The 18,520-nt window shown below is 60.5% G+C and carries 17 protein-coding genes and 1 tRNA gene; 3 read left to right on the forward strand and 15 right to left on the reverse strand.

Going from position 1 to position 18,520, the window contains the following annotated elements:
• Window positions 1–433: 433 nt before the first annotated feature.
• The 8 genes from FHU41_RS03500 to FHU41_RS14855 all read right to left on the reverse strand — a co-directional run bounded on the left by FHU41_RS03500 (window position 434) and on the right by FHU41_RS14855 (window position 5,635).
• Window positions 434–1,063, reverse strand: a complete 630-nt coding sequence (locus FHU41_RS03500) for a hypothetical protein (protein ID WP_179388242.1) — start codon at window positions 1,061–1,063, stop codon at window positions 434–436.
• Window positions 1,064–1,214: 151 nt separating this feature from the next.
• Complete coding sequence (locus FHU41_RS03505; protein WP_179388243.1) at window positions 1,215–1,565, reverse strand: hypothetical protein; 351 nt, start codon at window positions 1,563–1,565, stop codon at window positions 1,215–1,217.
• An 11-nt stretch (window positions 1,566–1,576) separates the two neighbouring features.
• Window positions 1,577–3,037 carry a WXG100-like domain-containing protein gene (locus FHU41_RS14850; protein WP_218846922.1) on the reverse strand — a complete coding sequence of 487 codons (1,461 nt, stop codon included), beginning with the start codon at window positions 3,035–3,037 and terminating at the stop codon, window positions 1,577–1,579.
• Between the two features lie 79 nt (window positions 3,038–3,116).
• On the reverse strand, window positions 3,117–3,401 hold the full coding sequence (locus FHU41_RS03515; protein WP_179388244.1) for a WXG100 family type VII secretion target: 285 nt from the start codon (window positions 3,399–3,401) through the stop codon (window positions 3,117–3,119).
• Entirely contained in the window at window positions 3,398–3,751 is a 354-nt protein-coding gene (locus tag FHU41_RS03520; protein WP_179388245.1) for a WXG100 family type VII secretion target, read from the reverse strand. Before FHU41_RS03520 ends, FHU41_RS03515 begins: the two co-directional genes overlap by 4 nt.
• A 235-nt stretch (window positions 3,752–3,986) precedes the next feature.
• Window positions 3,987–4,280: a WXG100 family type VII secretion target gene (locus FHU41_RS03525; protein ID WP_179388246.1), complete on the reverse strand. Its 294-nt coding sequence runs from the start codon at window positions 4,278–4,280 to the stop codon at window positions 3,987–3,989.
• Between the two features lie 135 nt (window positions 4,281–4,415).
• The gene (locus FHU41_RS03530; RefSeq protein WP_179388247.1) at window positions 4,416–5,243 is read right to left on the reverse strand and encodes a hypothetical protein; all 828 of its coding nucleotides are present in this window, start codon (window positions 5,241–5,243) and stop codon (window positions 4,416–4,418) included.
• 35 nt (window positions 5,244–5,278) lie between these two features.
• Window positions 5,279–5,635, reverse strand: coding sequence for a hypothetical protein (locus tag FHU41_RS14855; protein WP_218846924.1), 357 nt, complete (start codon window positions 5,633–5,635; stop codon window positions 5,279–5,281).
• A 523-nt stretch (window positions 5,636–6,158) separates the two neighbouring features.
• On the opposite strand from FHU41_RS14855, the gene FHU41_RS03540 reads away from it, so the two are divergent.
• The 3 genes from FHU41_RS03540 to FHU41_RS03550 all read left to right on the forward strand — a co-directional run bounded on the left by FHU41_RS03540 (window position 6,159) and on the right by FHU41_RS03550 (window position 12,932).
• Window positions 6,159–7,505 carry an Ig-like domain-containing protein gene (locus FHU41_RS03540; RefSeq protein WP_179388249.1) on the forward strand — a complete coding sequence of 449 codons (1,347 nt, stop codon included), beginning with the start codon at window positions 6,159–6,161 and terminating at the stop codon, window positions 7,503–7,505.
• A gap of 3 nt (window positions 7,506–7,508) precedes the next feature.
• Window positions 7,509–11,948, forward strand: a complete 4,440-nt coding sequence (locus tag FHU41_RS03545) for a type VII secretion EssC family protein (RefSeq protein ID WP_179388250.1) — start codon at window positions 7,509–7,511, stop codon at window positions 11,946–11,948.
• A gap of 723 nt (window positions 11,949–12,671) precedes the next feature.
• Complete coding sequence (locus FHU41_RS03550) at window positions 12,672–12,932, forward strand: hypothetical protein (protein ID WP_179388251.1); 261 nt, start codon at window positions 12,672–12,674, stop codon at window positions 12,930–12,932.
• 648 nt (window positions 12,933–13,580) lie between these two features.
• Here the strand turns inward: FHU41_RS03550 and FHU41_RS03555 are convergent.
• The 7 genes from FHU41_RS03555 to FHU41_RS03585 all read right to left on the reverse strand — a co-directional run bounded on the left by FHU41_RS03555 (window position 13,581) and on the right by FHU41_RS03585 (window position 18,482).
• Window positions 13,581–13,656: transfer RNA gene (locus FHU41_RS03555), tRNA-Ala, on the reverse strand.
• Between the two features lie 97 nt (window positions 13,657–13,753).
• On the reverse strand, window positions 13,754–14,392 hold the full coding sequence (locus FHU41_RS03560; RefSeq protein ID WP_179388252.1) for a histidine phosphatase family protein: 639 nt from the start codon (window positions 14,390–14,392) through the stop codon (window positions 13,754–13,756).
• Window positions 14,389–14,751, reverse strand: a complete 363-nt coding sequence (gene rsfS, locus FHU41_RS03565; RefSeq protein ID WP_179388253.1) for a ribosome silencing factor — start codon at window positions 14,749–14,751, stop codon at window positions 14,389–14,391. Before rsfS ends, FHU41_RS03560 begins: the two co-directional genes overlap by 4 nt.
• Before the next feature lie 16 nt (window positions 14,752–14,767).
• Window positions 14,768–16,204 carry a hypothetical protein gene (locus tag FHU41_RS03570; RefSeq protein WP_179388254.1) on the reverse strand — a complete coding sequence of 479 codons (1,437 nt, stop codon included), beginning with the start codon at window positions 16,202–16,204 and terminating at the stop codon, window positions 14,768–14,770.
• A 29-nt stretch (window positions 16,205–16,233) separates the two neighbouring features.
• Entirely contained in the window at window positions 16,234–16,863 is a 630-nt protein-coding gene (nadD, locus tag FHU41_RS03575) for a nicotinate-nucleotide adenylyltransferase (protein ID WP_179389106.1), read from the reverse strand.
• Complete coding sequence (locus tag FHU41_RS03580) at window positions 16,856–17,104, reverse strand: hypothetical protein (RefSeq protein ID WP_179388255.1); 249 nt, start codon at window positions 17,102–17,104, stop codon at window positions 16,856–16,858. Before FHU41_RS03580 ends, nadD begins: the two co-directional genes overlap by 8 nt.
• A gap of 70 nt (window positions 17,105–17,174) precedes the next feature.
• Window positions 17,175–18,482, reverse strand: coding sequence for a glutamate-5-semialdehyde dehydrogenase (locus FHU41_RS03585; RefSeq protein WP_179388256.1), 1,308 nt, complete (start codon window positions 18,480–18,482; stop codon window positions 17,175–17,177).
• Between the last annotated feature and the right edge of the window lie 38 nt (window positions 18,483–18,520).

Raw genomic sequence — 18,520 nt, forward strand, 5'->3', positions numbered from 1 at the left:
GCGGCGGATATTTCGCGGCTCTAACTCGCCGAGTTCACTTCTCACGACAGACCCTCTCCGGAGTCGACTCGATGTGGGATTCGGGTTTGGGGTGTTTCAACTAATCCAGGGCAGTGAATACCGGGAGGCTTCCATTTCGATGGCTGGTATCGTGTCGCGTTCGCCCCTCAAAAAACGGCGAAACTCTGTCCTCGATCTTCAATGAACCAACCGTCAAGATACCCCTACAGCTTGAGAACCAACAGATACCCTGGCAGGCCGAGGACAATAACATTGTCGTTCTGCTCAGCGACGCGGAGGAGCTCGGGGCTAAGGGGATAACACGAATCGCATCTGCATTCTTCAGTTCGTTGACATTCACGGCGTTGCCTTTACCCTCGTGGAGGGGAGTTGGATGTCGCTGCGTCTTCTTCCACCCTGGACCCTGAAGACGCTATTTTTCGACGGAACCGGTGGCTTCTTGCCAAATGTAGTCGCACGCGTCCGCGGTCGTGGCGAAGAGTCTGGTTGATTCCTGCACGGAATCGCTACCATCGCTACCATCACCGATCATGATGTACCAGCCCTTCCCCGGGAACTGGCGTAAACTCAGGGCAGACGGGTCGAAGCCCTCGGCAGAAGCCTTCACCGGCCAATCATTGATCGGCCGTTCACCGGCCCGCACGAGCTTCTCATTGAGCTCACGAATGTCTCTCTCAGTGGTTTCCGTAGCAGCCTTCAACCCCGCTTCGTAACGCTCAATGCGTTTCTTCCGTAGGACTTCCTTCTCCTCCGGGGTGTATTTGGAAGGTTCCACCACCGGACGAGGAGCCGTTGCTTTCTTCCAGATGTAGTCGCAAGCCGCATCAGCGGTATCGAAAGTCATGATATCCGCCCCACCACCGGGCTTCATCGGCCCATGGTGATAGGCCACGCCACCGCGATCGTCGCTGCTGGCGATCACCCACTTACCGTCTTCGCGCTGCCACAAATTATTGCCGTAGGGATCCAACACGCCGGGAGTGTCATTCACCGGCCGCCGGTCCATCTTGACTAACCGCTCATTGAGTTCACGAATATTCATCACCGCACCTCCTTCAAAAACCCATGCACAATATTTGAAGATCACGATCAACGAATTAGAGTGTTCGGAAGGGTTGCTTTGTTAGGGTCGAACCCATTATCGGACGACCATTTCCAATATGGGCATCCTTTCAGGAGGCCGTCCTTGGCTGTTATGACACAGAAGGCAGTTCAATACGTTTGTAGGTCTCCGGATCACGCACCCAAACTGTCCACGCGGGCGGAAGCTGCTGCCTCACCCGCCGCCCGAGTTCTACACCATCCTCCAAGAACCCTGTGCGCATTGGTCCTGTCGCTGCCGGATCATCCCAATTGAAAGCCTTAGTAAGCTCATCTGCCCAATCGTTGATGTCACTTACCAAACCGGCATCCAACCCAAGTTCACTACCGCCAATGTCATAATTCGCCTGACCCTGACCCGTGATCCACACACCCCAGCACCCGACCTCCGCATCCACACCGACGTCGAGAGGCAAATTATTATCGAAATTATTTGATCTCATAACGTCGCCTTCTAGCCCGGGTTTATTCCGACAATGTATCCATTGCCTGAAACTGTAATAGCCATCTTATGGATCTCTCCGTTGAAGATGTATTCATAAATTATACGCGGGGTGACGCCTTTTCCTTGCGTACCCACGATCTTGCCCTGAGTGATCGCGGTCTCGATAGCTGAAGAGATCTCTCCTTCGGAGATCCCTTCAGCCGCGAACTGCGTACCGTGTTTATTCAAGATATGCTGAAGACCTGAGGCATTATTTCCTTCTTCGAGGAAGATGACCTTCCCATGGGGATCACGGAAGATATTGACGATCTTTTCTGCATTGAACTTTACCCCCTGGGCTTCAAGCTCACTCATCAGGTTAGCTTGCTCAGCTGTGTCGAGGGCGGTTTTGGTGCCCAGAGCACCAGCGAGCCCTCCGGCGCCTTTGAGGAGACCACCAGGGATGGCACCGGTAATGAATCCGTTAACATACGCGTCGCTCAGGCTCGCACCAGGCTCAGTGATCGCGGTAACGATAGTGTTCTCAGCCGCAGACGCAGTACCCCACAACACAGCCCCAGCGGTCGCTTCCCCGACGGTAGACCCAACCAACGCAGCCGCCCCAGCACTAGCCCCGATAAGTTCAGCACCCGCGGCAACAACTCCACCCACCGTACTGCTAACGAACGCAGCGAACTCAGCAATGAACCCAGTAATAGTCGCCGCAGCCCCAGCCGCTTCACCAGCGACCGCACCACCAGCAGCAACATCAGAGATCCCGAAAGTGAAAACCGTCAGTCCAAGCCCGGCCGCGACAGTCACCCCCACCGCCGCGATCGTGATACCAAGAGTGATCTCGGTTTGAGTATGGACATAATTAATTTTCCCGGAAAGATCCCGACAAGCCTGTCCTAACGCCCTCGCCGTGGTCTCCAGGCTCGTAGCAAGGCTTTTCAGATTAGCGACCGCGGCATCAACTTTCGGGATTTCCGGACTCGACACCCCACCCAGAGCCGTACTGATCTTCTCCAGGTCAGTCGCCGCCGTACCAAACCCGGCAGCCAGAGCATCCCAGGTGTTCGCGGCGGCATCAAGTTTGTCACGATCCCCATCAGGCCACAGATCACCAATCAGGTTCGCGACCATTTGTTCGAACCATTCGAAGACCGGATTCGTCTTCGGGAAATTCGGGGTCCCCCCAGACGCGGACGGAACAGCCAAACACATCGACGGCGGATACGCCGCCGGCAAACTCAACCCACCCAACATCAACCCAGCATTCGCGTGTTCAGCCTGATAATAATAAAAAGCACTCTTACCCAGATTCGTTGCTGCCTGACCCAACGCCTCCTGCAACGTCGCACCGCACTGAAAGACTTGTGCCGCAGCGTGGTCATAATCAGCAGCCCAGGAACGACCGTTCTGATCCGAACCTCCCATCTGAGCCGACCCAGACAACCCCGCAGCCGCGGCAGCCAAGGCGTCCGACACCACCGCCGCAGCACCCGAAGCCGCCGACTCCGCATCCGTATACGCCTGCGTATCAATAACCAAAGAAACCACGAAAACCTCACCAGCCCTTCGACACGGCATTGATCGCGCCCTGATAATTCGCCGACGACACCGAAGCTGCGGTGTGAATCTTTTTCAAGCCCTCATTCATGGTTGCGGCGCCGTGAGCCCATTCAGCGTGCAAGGCCAGGAACTGGGCATGCGCCTCACCCGACCAATGATCAGACACCGCAGCGGCTAACTTGTCGACCTCGGCCAGTAGAGACTCGCAAAACACTGCCATCGAGGACAACGACCCAATGGTGTGTTCCAAGTCCTCGGTCACGATCTCAAACCGCGTCACCACCGGCCACCCACCGACGCAGAAGAGCCAAGTGAAGGAGTGGCGGAAACTACCGAAGAACTAGCGGAGGCATTGGTGACCGTGGATTCGGTGGTTTCGTAAGTGATCGCGGCTTCGCCTAACAGGCGGGCGATTCCAGCCAAGGCTTGATGGACTTCCGCAGCACCTTGAGACCATTCAGCCCACCCAGTCCCGAATGCTTCCGAAGCGGGACCAGACCACGACCCGCCAACCAACGCCGAAGCGACCTGGTTACACTGCGTCAATCGTGCTTCGAACTCAGCCACCAACGATCCGGTGCCCGACCCGGCACCACGTATCGCTTCCGAAGCGACCTGAAATTCACTCACTCAAACACCCCCAACACTCAAACCCGCAAGTTCCTCTCGCCTCAAACCCGACACGGATAACCACAAACATTTTTAGGCTGAGAAACGGTACGGGCAAATTCAAAAACACTAACGTCACCACACCAGCGGTGACGGTCTTCGCCGGTGACGCCTATGGGCATCACCGACGTCACCAGTCCCCTTCTGATCATTCCTGGATCGTTCTGGGGGCATGATGTGCCGCGGCACCAGTGGGTTAGGAGCGGAAACCGCTAGTCACGTTGTGTTCGGTTTGCTCGTACTCACGAGCCGCAGCACCAAGTTGGTGAGAAATACCATCCAGGGCCGATTTCAAATCCATGCCCGCACGATGAAACTGCTCATACAAGTCATTGAACGAGGTCGATGCCCCACCCTGCCAATCGTTATCAATCAACGCCTTGACCTGCGCGTTCAGATTCGACAACTTCCCCTCAATATCCGCAGACCCCGACGACAGCTGCGTCGAAACATGAGAAAGCTGCTCAGAAGTAACTTTGTACTCGGCCATGATGTGTATCCCTTTCGGTCACCAAACGGTGAACCAGCCCCCAAAGAGCCGGACGTTAATCTATTGATTTGTTCACGTTAACCCGATCAATATGAATTTCACAAGACTAAACGTGAGAAAATCTGAAAAATAGTATTAGGGCGCCATTTCGTTCGCGGCGGGTGTGGTCACGACCGGCGGCATTGCCCAGCCGGTCATGGTGAAGTCAGCGGTTCCGGTCTCATCCGCCATGGTGAGCCTGAGCGGGTATGGCTTCCCGGTGGTTGCCACCAGCAAAGTGCCTGCAAGTCGATTGTTTTCAGTTATGAGGGCCTGAATGGCCGGGACATTCCCCGAGGTGGTGACCGATCCGGTGGTATAGGTGAGTCCGGGTACGTCGGCTTGCAGGATGTTTTTGATCATGGTCGGTGCGTCAGTGAAGGCGAGCCAGGATTTGACCATGGGGTCCTCTACACCGTATTTGACGAATCCTTGGGCCAGGCGTGGTTCGCCGAGTTGGAGCGCTGCTTGTTGGTTGGTTTTCATGTAGATGACGTTGTTGAGACGGCGCATTTCAATGCTGCGATCCCCAACGATGAAGGTTGCGGTGAATTTGGTTGCAGAGCCGGTCAGGTCGATGGTGACCGCCTCGGAGTGGGGCGCCGGGGTTGGGCTGGGGGTAGCGGTATTGGCGGATGCGGGTGCGGTGAAGGAACCGGTGAGGTGCACGGACTTGGCAACCAACGCGTTGGTGATGGTTTGTGCCACGATGTCGGACCCGTTTAGTTTCTCGATTCCGTTCGGGGTAGCACTGGCGCTGGCCGTAACCGGGGAGGTGCTGGTGAGTTCGCTGGTGCTCTGGTTCGAAGTCGCCGGGGTCGAGGCCTGCGGGGTACACCCGGCGAGGAGAAACCCGACCACTGCGAGTGCGACGACGCCCGCGGCGCGAGCCGCGCTATGCCGTGTTTTGGTGTGATCATTCATGCGCGGTGACAGCTTTCCGGTCGTAGCGGGAAGGGTTAGGGTTTGGGGCATACTTTCGCTGCGCCCTGTGTAGCGAGGTCGGTGTCAGTGGAGGGTGCCGCCGTGGTGGAGGCAACCGTGGCTGGCCGAATGAGATAGCAGGCTCCCGCTGGTGCAAGAGCCGCAGTTTTCGGAATCCAGGCTTCGCGTCCGCGAACTAGGTACGTCAGGTCCGCGACAATCTTGTTGTCTTTGAGTAGCAACACGCTGTAAGGGACGTCGGGTCCGTCCCAGCGCAGATCAACATTCGCCGCACCAGGTGTCGCTGTCAGGTTCGATACGGCTGGTGGCTTCTGGGAATTGACCTGGGCAATGATCAGGACCGCCGCGACGATCAGAACCACCAGTGCCATGCCCGCGGAGACCAATATGGCTGGCCTCCTCCACAGCGGGGTGACACTATTGCCTGATTCTTCCAGCTCGGGCAGAAACGACTCAGAGCTTTGGAGTGCTCGTTTCCGATCGTTGGAGGGAATCTCCGTGTCAGGAAATAACTCGTTGTTGCGTAACGAGCCGAGCATTTCCGCACCCGAAACCGATGAGCGGTTCCGTTGCTGCACAGTGTCCATAACCTCCCCTATCAAGCATCGAGCCCGGTAGCACCAATGATCTCGTGACAAATGTGCGTTGAGATGATTCTCAGTGTAAAGGACAAACGCGCGTCACCAACAAACGCGAAACGTACCACCAAGTAATTGCGTTTTCGTCTGGACTTTTTGCTATGACTTTCTCCTGAAGAAGGATAATTGCTTCACAAGCAGCGTCTTAACTGGGTAAGGTGGTGCGCGGCGCGATATGCCGCCAATGGTTGGGCATCCTCGGACTCACCTCATTCGTCATAATGAGGTTGCTGTCCGTTGGGGGAATGAGGAAAGCATGAAGTTGTCGATACTGCGCCGCTGGGGCGTCATCGGTTTAGTGGCGGCAGGGTTTCTGCTCGGCCCGGTCAGCACTCCAGCTTTTGCGGCCCCTGGTGGCGGCTCGGGTGGCGGGGGCAATCCCTTAGTAACTGCGGTCTCCGTGGACTATCTCGGTTCGACACAGTCTTCCGTTACCTCCGGGGTGACGATCACGGCGTGCCCCAAAGTCCCGACCAGTCCAGAGTTATCGGTCACCTGCGCCCCAGACGGGACGATCACCTTCACCTCGCTGGGATACAACCCCGCGACGGCTCAACAGCCGGTGATGATCGAGGTGACCCCTGCTGGCTCGTCGGTCCCCATCGACTTGGTGTTCAACGTGACGATGAACCCGCCGGCGCCCCCGACGGCCGACTCACGCACCTATGATGTGCCCTTTTCTGAGGGTACCCAGGCGACAGTACCCTTCACTGACATCACCTACACCTGTCCGGGATGCTCGGCTACTGCAGGCCCGACATTCAACGCTGTCGGTGTCAATCCCCCCGGCGCCGGGCAGGTGTCGCTAGATCCGGTCCGCGGGTTTGTTTTTACACCGGCCCCGGATTTCACCGGAACGGTCACTATCGACTTTACGGTGACCGACCCCTTTGGGCAGGCCTCCAAGCCGGCGACCCTGACCCTGAGCTATGTGAAAGCAGCCTCAAAACCGCCTATCGCAGCCATCGATACCCTGTCGATGAAACGCAATACCACGGGCACGGTGAACGTCTTGACCAACGATGTGGACCCCAACGGTGGTCAGCTGACCGTATCCACATGCGGAACGCCAGCCCACGGTCAGGTGACCTGCAACCCTGACGGGACCGCGACCTACACCCCGAATGCAGACTTCACCGGCCTGGACCAGTTCTCCTATGTGGTGGTCAACTCCAGTGGCGACCAGGCCAGCAGCACCGTTGTCATCGGGGTGGAGACTGACCCCTCGACAGTGGTTCAGCAAATCACCAACTCCCACCAAACAGTGGTACGGCCCTCGGTGACCAATTCTTCGACCGTGACTAAAGTTATCCATCAGGGCATCACCGTCCCAGGAGTCGCGATCACTCAGACCGCCCCGGTCGGGGTCTTCACCGCGATGAGTTCAGCGTTAATGACCATCACCGGCCAATTGGCCGAAGGTGGCCCCTCCGGGCACGGTGCCGGAGGCCAACTCGCCTCGACCGGCGTGAACAACCCACTACCGGTGACTGGTGTCGCAGTGGCGATGCTCCTGATAGGTACCGGGATCGTGGTTTTTGTCCGTCGTGCAACGGTCCGGTCCACCCGAGAATTCTCGGCGCCGTCGCAGACTGAGCGCTAGCCCATGACCAACCTGCGGCTCAGCGTCACCGGCCCGTCCACCACCTCCCCCGACACAACCAGCCCTACCGCGTCACACCGGGACGTTGTGGTAAAGGTGTCCCCCGATACCACCGTGGCCGAGGTCGCAGCGGCCCTGGACCTACCGTCCCAAGCCTTCGCAGACGCACCGGGCCTCTTGGTGTCCGAGTCGTCGCTGCGTTCCGGCGCAATTTTGACCGACCGGCCGAGCGGGCACCGAGCGCCGTCGCCCGCCCACCCTCAGACTGGCACCGGGTCTGAGGGAATCCGGTTGGAAGCGGTCTCCGGCCCGTTTGCTGGTGAAACCGTGTTGATCGTCCCCTCGTTGATCCCGGCATCCGGTTGGCGGATCGGCAACGCCGACACTGCCGATCTGCGATTAAACGAACCGTTCGTACACGCCCAGCATGCCACCGTCCTGCCCAGCCATCACGTGACGGCCCGGCTAGGAGACGAAAAGGGAGCACCTGTCCTGCTGGTATTGCGCCCAGATGCTAGCGAGCAATGGCCCGTGATTGTCAATGGGCAGACGATCACTGAACCCACAGCTATCAGCAACGAGGATTTCTTCCAGATCGGCTCCACGATCTTCCGGCTCGGCACCGTTCCGGTCGCTGATGCTGATATCCACCCCGACGGCGCGGGGTTCCTGGCCTTCAACCGAGCCTCACGCATCCTGCCACCGCGAACTGAGCCTGTGCTGTGGTTACCGGGTGACAAACCCGCCTCCACGGACCGCACGCCGATGCCGTGGATCGCGGCTATTGTCCCGGTAGTGATGGCGGTCGTCCTGGCGATGGTCATGCAACGGCCGACCATGCTGATCATGGCCGCCGCTTCCCCCGTGATGGTTGTCGGTTCCTATCTGACCAGCCAACGCCTGGCCAAAAGCCGCGGACGCCGGACCACAACCAGTTGGCGCGTCGAAGCAAAAGCTGCAGCCGAACAACTCGCGACGATCACCACCTCCCAGCGCCAGGCCGCATGGCACCTGGCCTCCAACCCCGTTAAAGCCATCGATACCGCGACGCTGCCGACAGCTAGGCTTTGGGAACGACGCCCCAGTGACGCGGATGCCGCCACCGTCAGGATCGGCGTCGGGCAACAACCTCTCCACGCGCGTATTGAGAACAACAGCGCCAAGGACGAATCACCAAAACCAACCATGTCGCCAACGCCCATCACCGTCGACCTCTCTCAGGGAGTGCTAGGGCTAGCTGGCCCCGCACCCGCGACCGCGTCGTTGGCTCGCAGCATCCTGATTGAAACGGCGACCGCCCGCTCGCCTCGGGAGTCCCGAATCGTGGTGCTGTGCGATAACCGAGCATCCGATCAATGGGAATGGGTGCGGTGGTTACCACACACCGACGGAGATGACAGCGCACACACCCTGATTGGGAACAGTGACGACACCCGGATAGCCCGGTTGGCCTGGCTTAAAGCGGTCATCGACACCCGGGCCGCCTTGACACACACTGGGCGGAACGTGGTGTTCGAAGAGCACCTCTTCGTGCTGATCGACGGCGCCCAGCAATGGCGGACTCTGCCGGGCATGATCGATCTGCTAGCCCGTGGCCCCGGCTGCGGAGTCTTCGTCATCGCCACCGACACCAACCCCAGCCGGCTGCCCGAAGAAACGGTGTCCGTCCTTACCATCGACGCTGATGACCCCACGATGGGGTCGCTCGCATCAGCGTCCCAGCCCTGCCCCGAGGTTCTGTTGGATGCCCTGCCCCTGCCACTAGCGCGGACGGCGGCCCGGTCATTGACCCCGATCGTGCACACCGGTGGTATTGGTGATGACGCCGCGACGCCTTCATCGGTGCGCCTAGTCAGCCTGTTAGGCATTGACCTGGACAACCCCGCCCAGCTCTTGCACCGCTGGGAATCGGCTCCGCGGACGACCAGAGCAATCATCGGCGCCGATGCCCAGGGACCAGTTGCGATCGACCTGGCCACCGATGGCCCGCACGGGCTCATCGCCGGGACCACCGGTTCCGGCAAATCCGCGTTCTTACAGACTCTGGTCTCCTCGCTGGCCTTGGCTAACCGGCCCGACGCGCTCAACTTCCTCCTCATCGACTACAAGGGTGGCGGAGCATTCGCGCAATGCGCCTCGCTACCGCACACCGTCGGCATGGTCACCAACCTCGACGGCCGTGAAACCCAACGCGCCCTGGCCTCCCTAGACGCCGAACTAAAACGCCGCCAAACCGTGCTCGCCGACCTCGGCGTCGAAGACGCCAAAGAAGCCTGGGCCAGAGACCCCCAGACCGCAGCCGCCCGCGGCCTAGCCCGGCTCGTACTGGTCATCGACGAATTCGCAGAATTGAAACTCGAACTGCCCGACCTCATCACCGGCCTGTTACGCATCGCCCGTGTCGGCCGGTCGCTGGGAGTCCATCTGCTGTTGGCCACCCAGAAGCCGTCCGGAACCATCACCCCGGAAATGCAGTCAAACACCAACTTGCGCGTCAGTCTCAGAGTCACTGACAAGTCCAACTCCATGGATGTCATCGACGCACCCGACGCGGCGAACATCAGCAGCAGCACCCCAGGGCGCGGTTACATCCGCCGCGGCGCCGGCCAAGCCCCGGCGATCTTCCAAAGCGGAATGGTCGCCGGGCGACGACCTGGCACCGCATCCGCCCTCCGCCTTCTGCCACAAGTCGTCCCGGTCCGGTGGGACCAACTCGGCGAACCAGTCCGCTTCCCACCCCATACCTCTAGTTCGGTGTCCACCACCCAAGACCGGGACGACACCGATCTACGCGCCATCGTCGAACTGGTCGGTCAGGCCGCCACCGAACTGGGCATCACCCGCAATCCAGCACCCTGGCTCGCTCCCCTGCCAACACAGCTCACCCTCGCAGACCTGCCCAACACCCCCGAGCCCGCACACAAGCAGGACCCGGGGCTGGACATCATCTTGGGACTGGAAGACGTCCCCTCCCAACAAGCACAACGTCCGCTCAACTGGAGCATCACCCACGGCTCCCACCTGATGTTCATCGGCGGTGCACGGTCCGGACGCACTACTGCCCTGCGTGGTATCGTCGGGCAAATCGCCACCTGCGAAGCCACCAACGTCCACCTCTACGCCATCGACTACGGCAACGGCGGCCTACGACCAGCCGCGGACCTACCCCACTGCGGTGCCGTGGTCACCCCGTTGGAGTCCGGTCGACTGCAACGATTCATGACTCGTCTCCTGGCCGACCTCGCAACCCGGCAGAACACCCTCGCGCAAGCAGGCGTCGGAGACATCAACGAACAACGCCGCCTTAACCACCCAGGATCCCCAGCACTGCCGTTCGCGCTCGTCCTGATCGACGGCTACGAACGGGTCAGCTCCGACCTCGGTATCGAAGCCCTCGCTGTCTTCAAAGACCAGCTCATGAAGCTGCTGCGCGAAGGACCGGCAGCTGGCATCCGCATCATCCTCGCCGGAGACCGTGCAGTCCTCACCGACAAAATCGCCGGATTCATCGACACCAAATACCTGCTCCCGATGACCGACCGCGACGACTACCGACTCGTCGGCATCGCCGCCCGTGAACTCCCCGAACACATCCCGGCCGGCCGGATCTACTTCGGTACCCAACCCACCCGAGAAGCCCAGCTAGCGATCCTGGACGCACCGGCCGACGGCGCCGCCCAACACGCCGCGCTCGAAGCCACCGTCGAAACAGCCACCCGAAGACACCATAGCCTCGGAACTACCACCGGGCCACGCCCCTTCCGGGTCGACGTACTGCCCGCCAGCATCAGCTACGCCCACGCATTGAACCTGCCAGTAGCCGAACCGTCGATGTCCACCACGGGGCCAATGATCGGAGTCGGCGGAGACGAACTCACCCGCTACCACCTCGACTGGGCCATCACCCCAGGATTCGTCATTGCGGGTGAACGCGGATCAGGGCGCTCGACCGCCTTGGCCACCCTCGTCCACGGATTCGCCGACCTCACACGCCCCGTCATCGTGATCGACCACCGTGCCTCAATCCTTACCGATACCGCCCGAAGTCACGGCACACCGGTCATCAACCCCGCCAGCCCCGATGCCGCCGCCGATCTCACCCACTACCTCCAAACCACCGCCCCGACCCACCGTATCGCCGTCATCATCGATAACGCCGAAACCCTCACAGACGGCACCCTCACCACGGCCCTCGCAGCCGCAAACAACATCGACTACATCGTCGGCTGCCAAATCGATGACGCCGCTAACACCTTCAAAGGGCCCATCGCCGAAGCCAAGAAACATCGCCAAGGACTTTTCCTGTGGCCCACCTCCGGACTCAGCGGAACCCAAATCCTCAGCCTCACCATCCCCAAACACCACCTCGGACGCAACATCCCCGGCCGCGCTATCCTCCTCAGCAACGGTGAATACACCAGCATCCAGGTCCCTACCCCCTAAACGGTCTGGCAAAACAAGGAACCCGCACCGGGCAGGCTCAGTACCCGGCATGCCTCCCTATTGGGGAAGAGACGGGAAACCGTCGTCGGTCTCCTCCGACCTGCAAGACGCAAGACCGTGGCGCGAACCGCCCGCAGAAGGTTCGTGCCTGAGCGCCGGACACTTCGACGTCACCCTTTCGACGGGCGACATCGACCTGAAGGTTAGCTAGCGACGTATCTGAGGCCGATCACAACGTTCGACCCGCGCGGTCATTTGTTCGCCCTTCGGACCTGCTACGGCTGTCCACAATCTGATTCAAAATGGCCCGCGCCCGGTCCTCTGCTGCTTTGGTCCGGGCGGCATCAACCCGCTGGGTTCTGTCCGAAGTTGCATAGCCGGTGCTAACTGTGGCGACACCCTACCGGTCGCGGTAGGCGGCGATGGTGGATGTTTCGCTCCCAGGCGGTCTGGCGTCTCGGGTCACGAGGCGGTGCGCCGAGGGATTTGATCCAAGGCGCGTCCTTGGTGATCGCGGTTTCGCCCAGCACGCGAGCACGCTGTTCGATCAGCGCTTTGCGTTTGTTGAGCGCGGCACGCATGTCATCGGAGATGGGGCCGGCGTCTTCTGGGATAAGGCTGACGATCGGACGCGGTGTCCCTCGTCCGCGGCTGGTTCCGCTGCGCCTGCTGGTGGCTTTGATAAGCCCGTCCCGCAGGATCCCTGCTACATCGTCGGCATCTGTGAGCTCGCGTGCCGCGATCAGGCGTGGCAGCATCGTAGTTGTTGGCTTCAGCCTGGCACAGCGCAGCTGTGAGTGGTCCGAACGCGTCGGAGGCGATGACCTCTTGTGCCCGTTCGGCGGTGAGGCCGGAGGTTTCGATGAGGCTAGCCCAGCAGTCGTGCTGGGCGGTGGCGGCGCTGGCTTCGTAGGCGGATGGTTCGGCGCCGGAATCCTGGAGCACCCCGAACAGCACAGTACTAGCGGTGACTTCATCGACTAGTTTCCATTAGTGCTGCTCCAGACCTTCCTGATCGATTGCGACATACACAATGTTGCGATCCCGTCCGCGGGTCATAGACACGTAGAAGCTCTCTCGGGTCATCGATGAGGAGTGCACGATCGCGTGCGCGGTGTCCCCGGTTGAGCGTTGTGCCCGGCGGGCAGCCGGCGGTCGTTGCGTCGGATGATGACTAGATCCCCCGTCGAGGCTTCGGTGCCGTCCTAGTCTCCACCGTCGAAACACTCGTCGAAACACTCGTCGAAACACTCGTCGAAACACTCGTCGAAAAGCACTACCACATAGTCGAGCTCTCACCGGAATCGGCTGAAGCACTGACCGGGATGATCGAGGACATCTTTGACCGCATCGACCACGAATCCGACCTCGAACGCCGCGACCTAACCCTTCACAAAGAATGTCTAGAAGCCGAACAACTCAAACTGCTCCAAAGCTTCTATGTCGACACGATCACCCTGCCCATCCTCAAGAAAGAACAAGACCGCATCACTGCCCACCTCAACGACGTCAACCTACGGCTCGACAGCTACCAAGTTTTTTTCCAAGATCATCCTCACCGAGGACAACGACATCAGAGACAAAGAAACCCTGCCCAGCAATACGCCGGGCAGGGTTGGAACTTCGAACAAATGGTGGAGCTGAGGGGACTCGAACCCCTGACCCCCTGCATGCCATGCAGGTGCGCTACCAGCTGCGCCACAGCCCCGTTCATTGCCGAAGCAACTTGTCTATCTTAGAACAGCATTTTGGCCTTGCCAAATCGACACCAAATCGACGCCAGATCGGCTGATTAGGAGCCCGGCTCAGCCTTCCTGGAGCACCACAGGTTCGGGCAAGGACCCGGCATTGTGCTCAGTAAGTCGCCAGTTCAAACCGCTGGCTTGCTCCTCAATCACCGACCAATGACAATTGCCGGCGCCGGACAGAATTCCCCAATACTCGGTGGGAAGTTCAAGCATGGCCACCAGGCCCGAACGGATCGCACCGCCGTGGGTCACGACAATCAGCAGGCCGTCGTCGTCCAGCTCTGAAACTGCCTGGCTGACCGCTTCGGCCACGCGGGAACCCACCTCCAGGCGGTTCTCTCCCCCACCGGGGCGAACCTCAACTGCTCCGGTCTTCCAGGCTGCGGACTCCTGCGGAAACTGCTCATCGATCTGCGCAAACGTCAAACCTTCCCAAGCACCCGCATAGGTCTCCCGCAATCGCGTATCAACGCCGGGCGTCAGCCCTACGGCTTCACCCAAGTAGCCCGCCGTCTGCCGGGTACGTCCCAGATCGGAGCTGAGAATCGCGTCCGGCCGTAAGCCAGCCAGCAATTCGGCTGCCCGCCGCGCCTGCTCGTGCCCCACTAGATCCAGTGGGATATCGGTCTGACCTTGAAACCGTCCGGCCCCATTCCAGGAGGTCTGTCCGTGTCGCCAGAACAGCACCCGCCTCATGCGTCGAGTTGCAGGTCCACCACAGGGCAGTCTTTCCACAGCCGCTCTAGAGCGTAGAAAACCCTATCCTCTTCGTGCTGAACGTGAATCACTACCTCAACGTAATCGAGCAGCACCCAGCGTCCCTCGGAGCGGCCTTCGCGACGCACCGGTCGGAGGTCCTGTTTGAGCAGCTCTTCTTCGATGCCGTCAACAATGGCATTGACCTGGCGCTCACTCGAAGCGGAAGCGATCAAGAAGATATCCGTAATCGCCAACTGTTCGCTGACGTCTAAGGCAATAACATCCTCGGCTAGTTTTTCCGAGGCGGCATGGGCCGCGGTTCGGGCTAAAGTGAGGGAACTTTCGGTGGCAGTCAAGGGACTCCTACTCGGCTCAGCGAGCCATCGATGAAATGATCATTATCAATCCTGCAAGCAGTGCGCCGCCGCCCACTAGGCCAACGCCCCATTGCCAGAGCCTGCTGCGCCGCACCCGGCCCAGACCCGCCGTCACGGCATCCAAGGGCTCCAAACCGTGAGCGCTATTGGCCGGCAGCGGAGCGGTTTCCTGCTCGTCACCCTGGGCGGTAAAACGCGGCCGCACCCGAGCCATCTGCTCAGCCCGACGAAGCACCTGGCCAGGAGTGCCCATCGCTGGCGTACCGTCAGCTACCGTGTTTCCCTTAGGCGGGGTCGACGGCGGCCGGACCGGTTTAGGCAAAACGGCGGGTGTAGAGCGGGTCACCACCGGGACATGGGACGTACTCGGCGGTTTGAGCACCGGACGCTCCACCCCAGGCATCTTGACGAACTGCAAGGGGGTGACCATGGCCAGGTTATGAGCCATGGTCGGATCGTTGAGCTTTTGTCGCGTTCCGGCACTCTCCTCGGCCAGCTTGGCTCGGGTTTGCGCACGTTCGTTCAAAATCGCGGCTCGCTCGGCTAGCGCTTTCTGCTGAGCCAAGACCTCTACATCGACCTTCAGCGGATCTTCTGCCGTCGGCAGGGCATCAGCATGTTCCTGAGCTTGGGCTATCAGCTCTTCTTTAGCCTGAGCGTCCTGAGCCAAAGCATCCCGCTCGGCAAGCGCCTGCGGAACGCTCAGCGCCTGTCGTCCAGCTGGCGCTGGAACCACCTGATTGGCCGCCGTCACCGGGGCCTTCTCGGCCTCGAGCATCTGCTGCCGGAGCAGCCTCCTGGAAGGCAGCGGCTCCGCTGGTGGAGCCGCTTCGGCAACTTCACGGTAAGCGCGTAAGGCAGCCCTGTCCCGGGCCCTGACTTGTGAGCGTCGCTCCTGTCGTTGCACCGGCGCATCAACTGGTGCTTCCAGAGCCCTGCGGCTGCTCCCGGCGGCCGCCGAGGGCGCCTCAGCAGAATCGGCAAGCGCAGCAGGATCGGCAAGCGGCTGCTCGGTAGCTGTCGGTTCTGCGGTTCCAGCCGGGGCCTCGGCAACTGCTGGGGTACCCGCCGTCGGCTGCTCCACACTCTCCGGCACCTCGGCCTGCTGACTTTGCTCAGCCAGCGCGGCCAGCCTGGCACGTTCCTCGGCCCTGATCGCCTGGCGGGTGAGCTGGGCCGGATTGGCATGGCCTTTTCGCTCCCTGGCGGACGCGGCGCTGCCTACCGGAGCAGTGTGCACCGGGGCGCTGGCAACCGAAGGGTTAGTAACCGGCGCGCTGGGAACGGGGGCATCGGATGCCGGAGCGCTGGGAGGCAACAGCGGCACCGTGGGATAGCTCGCTGGTGCTTCGGCGCTGGCAGCCGAAGTGGCTGAACCTTGGGTGCGACGCAGCTCTCTACGGCTGCGTGGCTGCTCGGCGTCCTGGCTCATTCTGCGTCTTTCACGTTTGCTTCGGCTGGCTACTCTTGCTTGTCTTGGTAGAGACCGTACTTCCCGATGTACTGCACCACACCATCTGGCACTAAATACCAGACCGGATGGTGTGAGGCGACCCTATTGCGGCAGTCCGTGGAGGATATCGCCATCGCTGGCACCTCCAGAAGACTGACATCTTTACGTCCGGCATCATCAAGTACATGGCCCGGTCTTGTCACCCCGACGAAATGGGCGAGCGACCAGAGCTCATCACTATCTTTCCATGACATGATCTGAGCCATAGCGTCCGCGCCGGTAATGAAGAACAAATCTGCTTCCGGACGGAGCCTGTGCAGATCACGCAGGGTATCAATGGTGTAGGTCAAGCCCGGGCGTTCAATATCTACCCGGCTGACCGTGAACCGTGGGTTGGCTGCGGTGGCGATCACCGTCATCAGGTACCGGTGCTCGGCCTCGCTGACCCTCCGCCCGGAGCTGGCGGTCTTTTGCCAGGGCTGCCCGGTGGGCACAAACACGACCTCATCAAGCTCGAATCTCGCGGCCACCTCGGAGGCGGCGACCAAGTGGCCGTGGTGAATGGGATCGAAAGTACCACCCATCACCCCAAGCCGGAGCCGCCTGTTCTCGCCGACCGCTGCGGCTTGTTCAGTGATGGGAGGACGCCTTAGCCTCGCCGTGATCGTGCTTATTGGTGTGCTGCTTATTGGGATCTACATGCTCTTCAACCGCCTCATGGCGATTGCCCAGATTCGTGAAAGAAGCCGTGATGAGCATCAGAATCAGCAGAATGGCGAAAATCGAAACCCCGAACATCCAAAAAGGCATAAACAGTGGGGCTGGTTCTTCGTGTTCGCTGGCTGCTGTGGCAACGACTCCGACGAGCTGGGTCAGCATGTTTCTCTCTCCCTTATGGATCCTTAGGCTGGATGGATCCTTAGTGTTTACCGACTATATGTTACGCGGCTCAGCCGCGAACTTGTCCTTCGCCATGCACGATCCACTTCGTTGTGGTCAATTCGCTCAAGCCCATCGGCCCGCGCGCATGCAATTTCTGGGTGGAAATTCCCACCTCCGCACCTAACCCCAGCTCGCCTCCGTCGGTGAACCGGGTGGAGGCATTGACAATCACCGCCGCCGAATCCACCTCCGCGACAAAGCGCTCGGTGTTCGAGAGGTCATTGGAGAGGATCGCCTCGGTATGCCCGGTGCTCCAACGCCGGATATGGGCAATCGCCTCGTCCATCGAATCCACCAGCTTCACCGCGATTTCCAGGCCCATATACTCTCGGGCCCAATCATCATCGGTAGCGAGCTCAGCCTGAACCCCGGCTGGCAGCAGCCCCAGTACCCTCTCATCGGCGTGCAACCGGACTCCGGCGGCGCTCAGCGAGGTCAAGACGGCAGGCAGGGCTGCAGACCCGGCATGCACCAGCAGGGTCTCCACGGTATTGCACACGCTGGGCCGTTGGGTTTTGGAATTCAGCAGAATTTCGACGGCGGAACTCACCGAAGCGGACTGGTCAATGAAGATATGAACATTTCCCTCGCCGGTCTCGATCACCGGCACCGAGGAATTATTCACCACGGTCTGGATCAGCTCATGGCCACCACGCGGGATCAGCACATCGACGCGGCCACGGGCGCGCATCAGCACGGCGGCGCCCTCACGCCCATAAGCGTCCACGCTCTGCACCGCATCGGCGGGAAGGCCAACTTCCTCTAGGGCATCGCGAATTACCCCGAGCAGGGCAATATTCGTCTGGGAAACCGCGCTGCCACCCCGCAGGATCACCGCATTTCCGCTCTTGAGCGCCAGCCCGGCAATATCGACGGTCACATTGGGGCGGGCTTCGTAAATGGCTGCCACCACGCCCATGGGCACCTGAACCTGACGGAGCCGCAAGCCATTGGGCAAGGTCTGTCCGCGCACCACGGTACCCACCGGGTCGGGCAGCGAAGCGAGATTCTCCAGGGCAGCGGTGAGCGCCTTGATCCGCTCCGGGGTAAGGCGCATCCGATCGATGAGCGCCGCACTGGTTCCCGCGGCTTGAGCCAGCTCAAGATCGGCACTATTGGCTTTCAGGATGAGCTGTTCATGTGCCTGCAAAGCGGCGCCCATGGCTAGCAGCGCACGATCTTTCCAAGCGCGATTGGCCCGGGCGAGCTGGCGCGAAGCGCTACGCGCCCGATCGGTGATCGCGTGCACGGCGGTCTGCAAGGATTCCGCCTCGCCGGAAAGCGATGCACCGGCGTTTTCGATCAGCTCTGTCATGGTCCCATTCTATCCAGAGCCGCCCATGCCGGGGAATC

It is taken from the genome of Psychromicrobium silvestre (assembly GCF_013408295.1).
GTDB lineage: Bacteria > Actinomycetota > Actinomycetes > Actinomycetales > Micrococcaceae > Renibacterium > Renibacterium silvestre.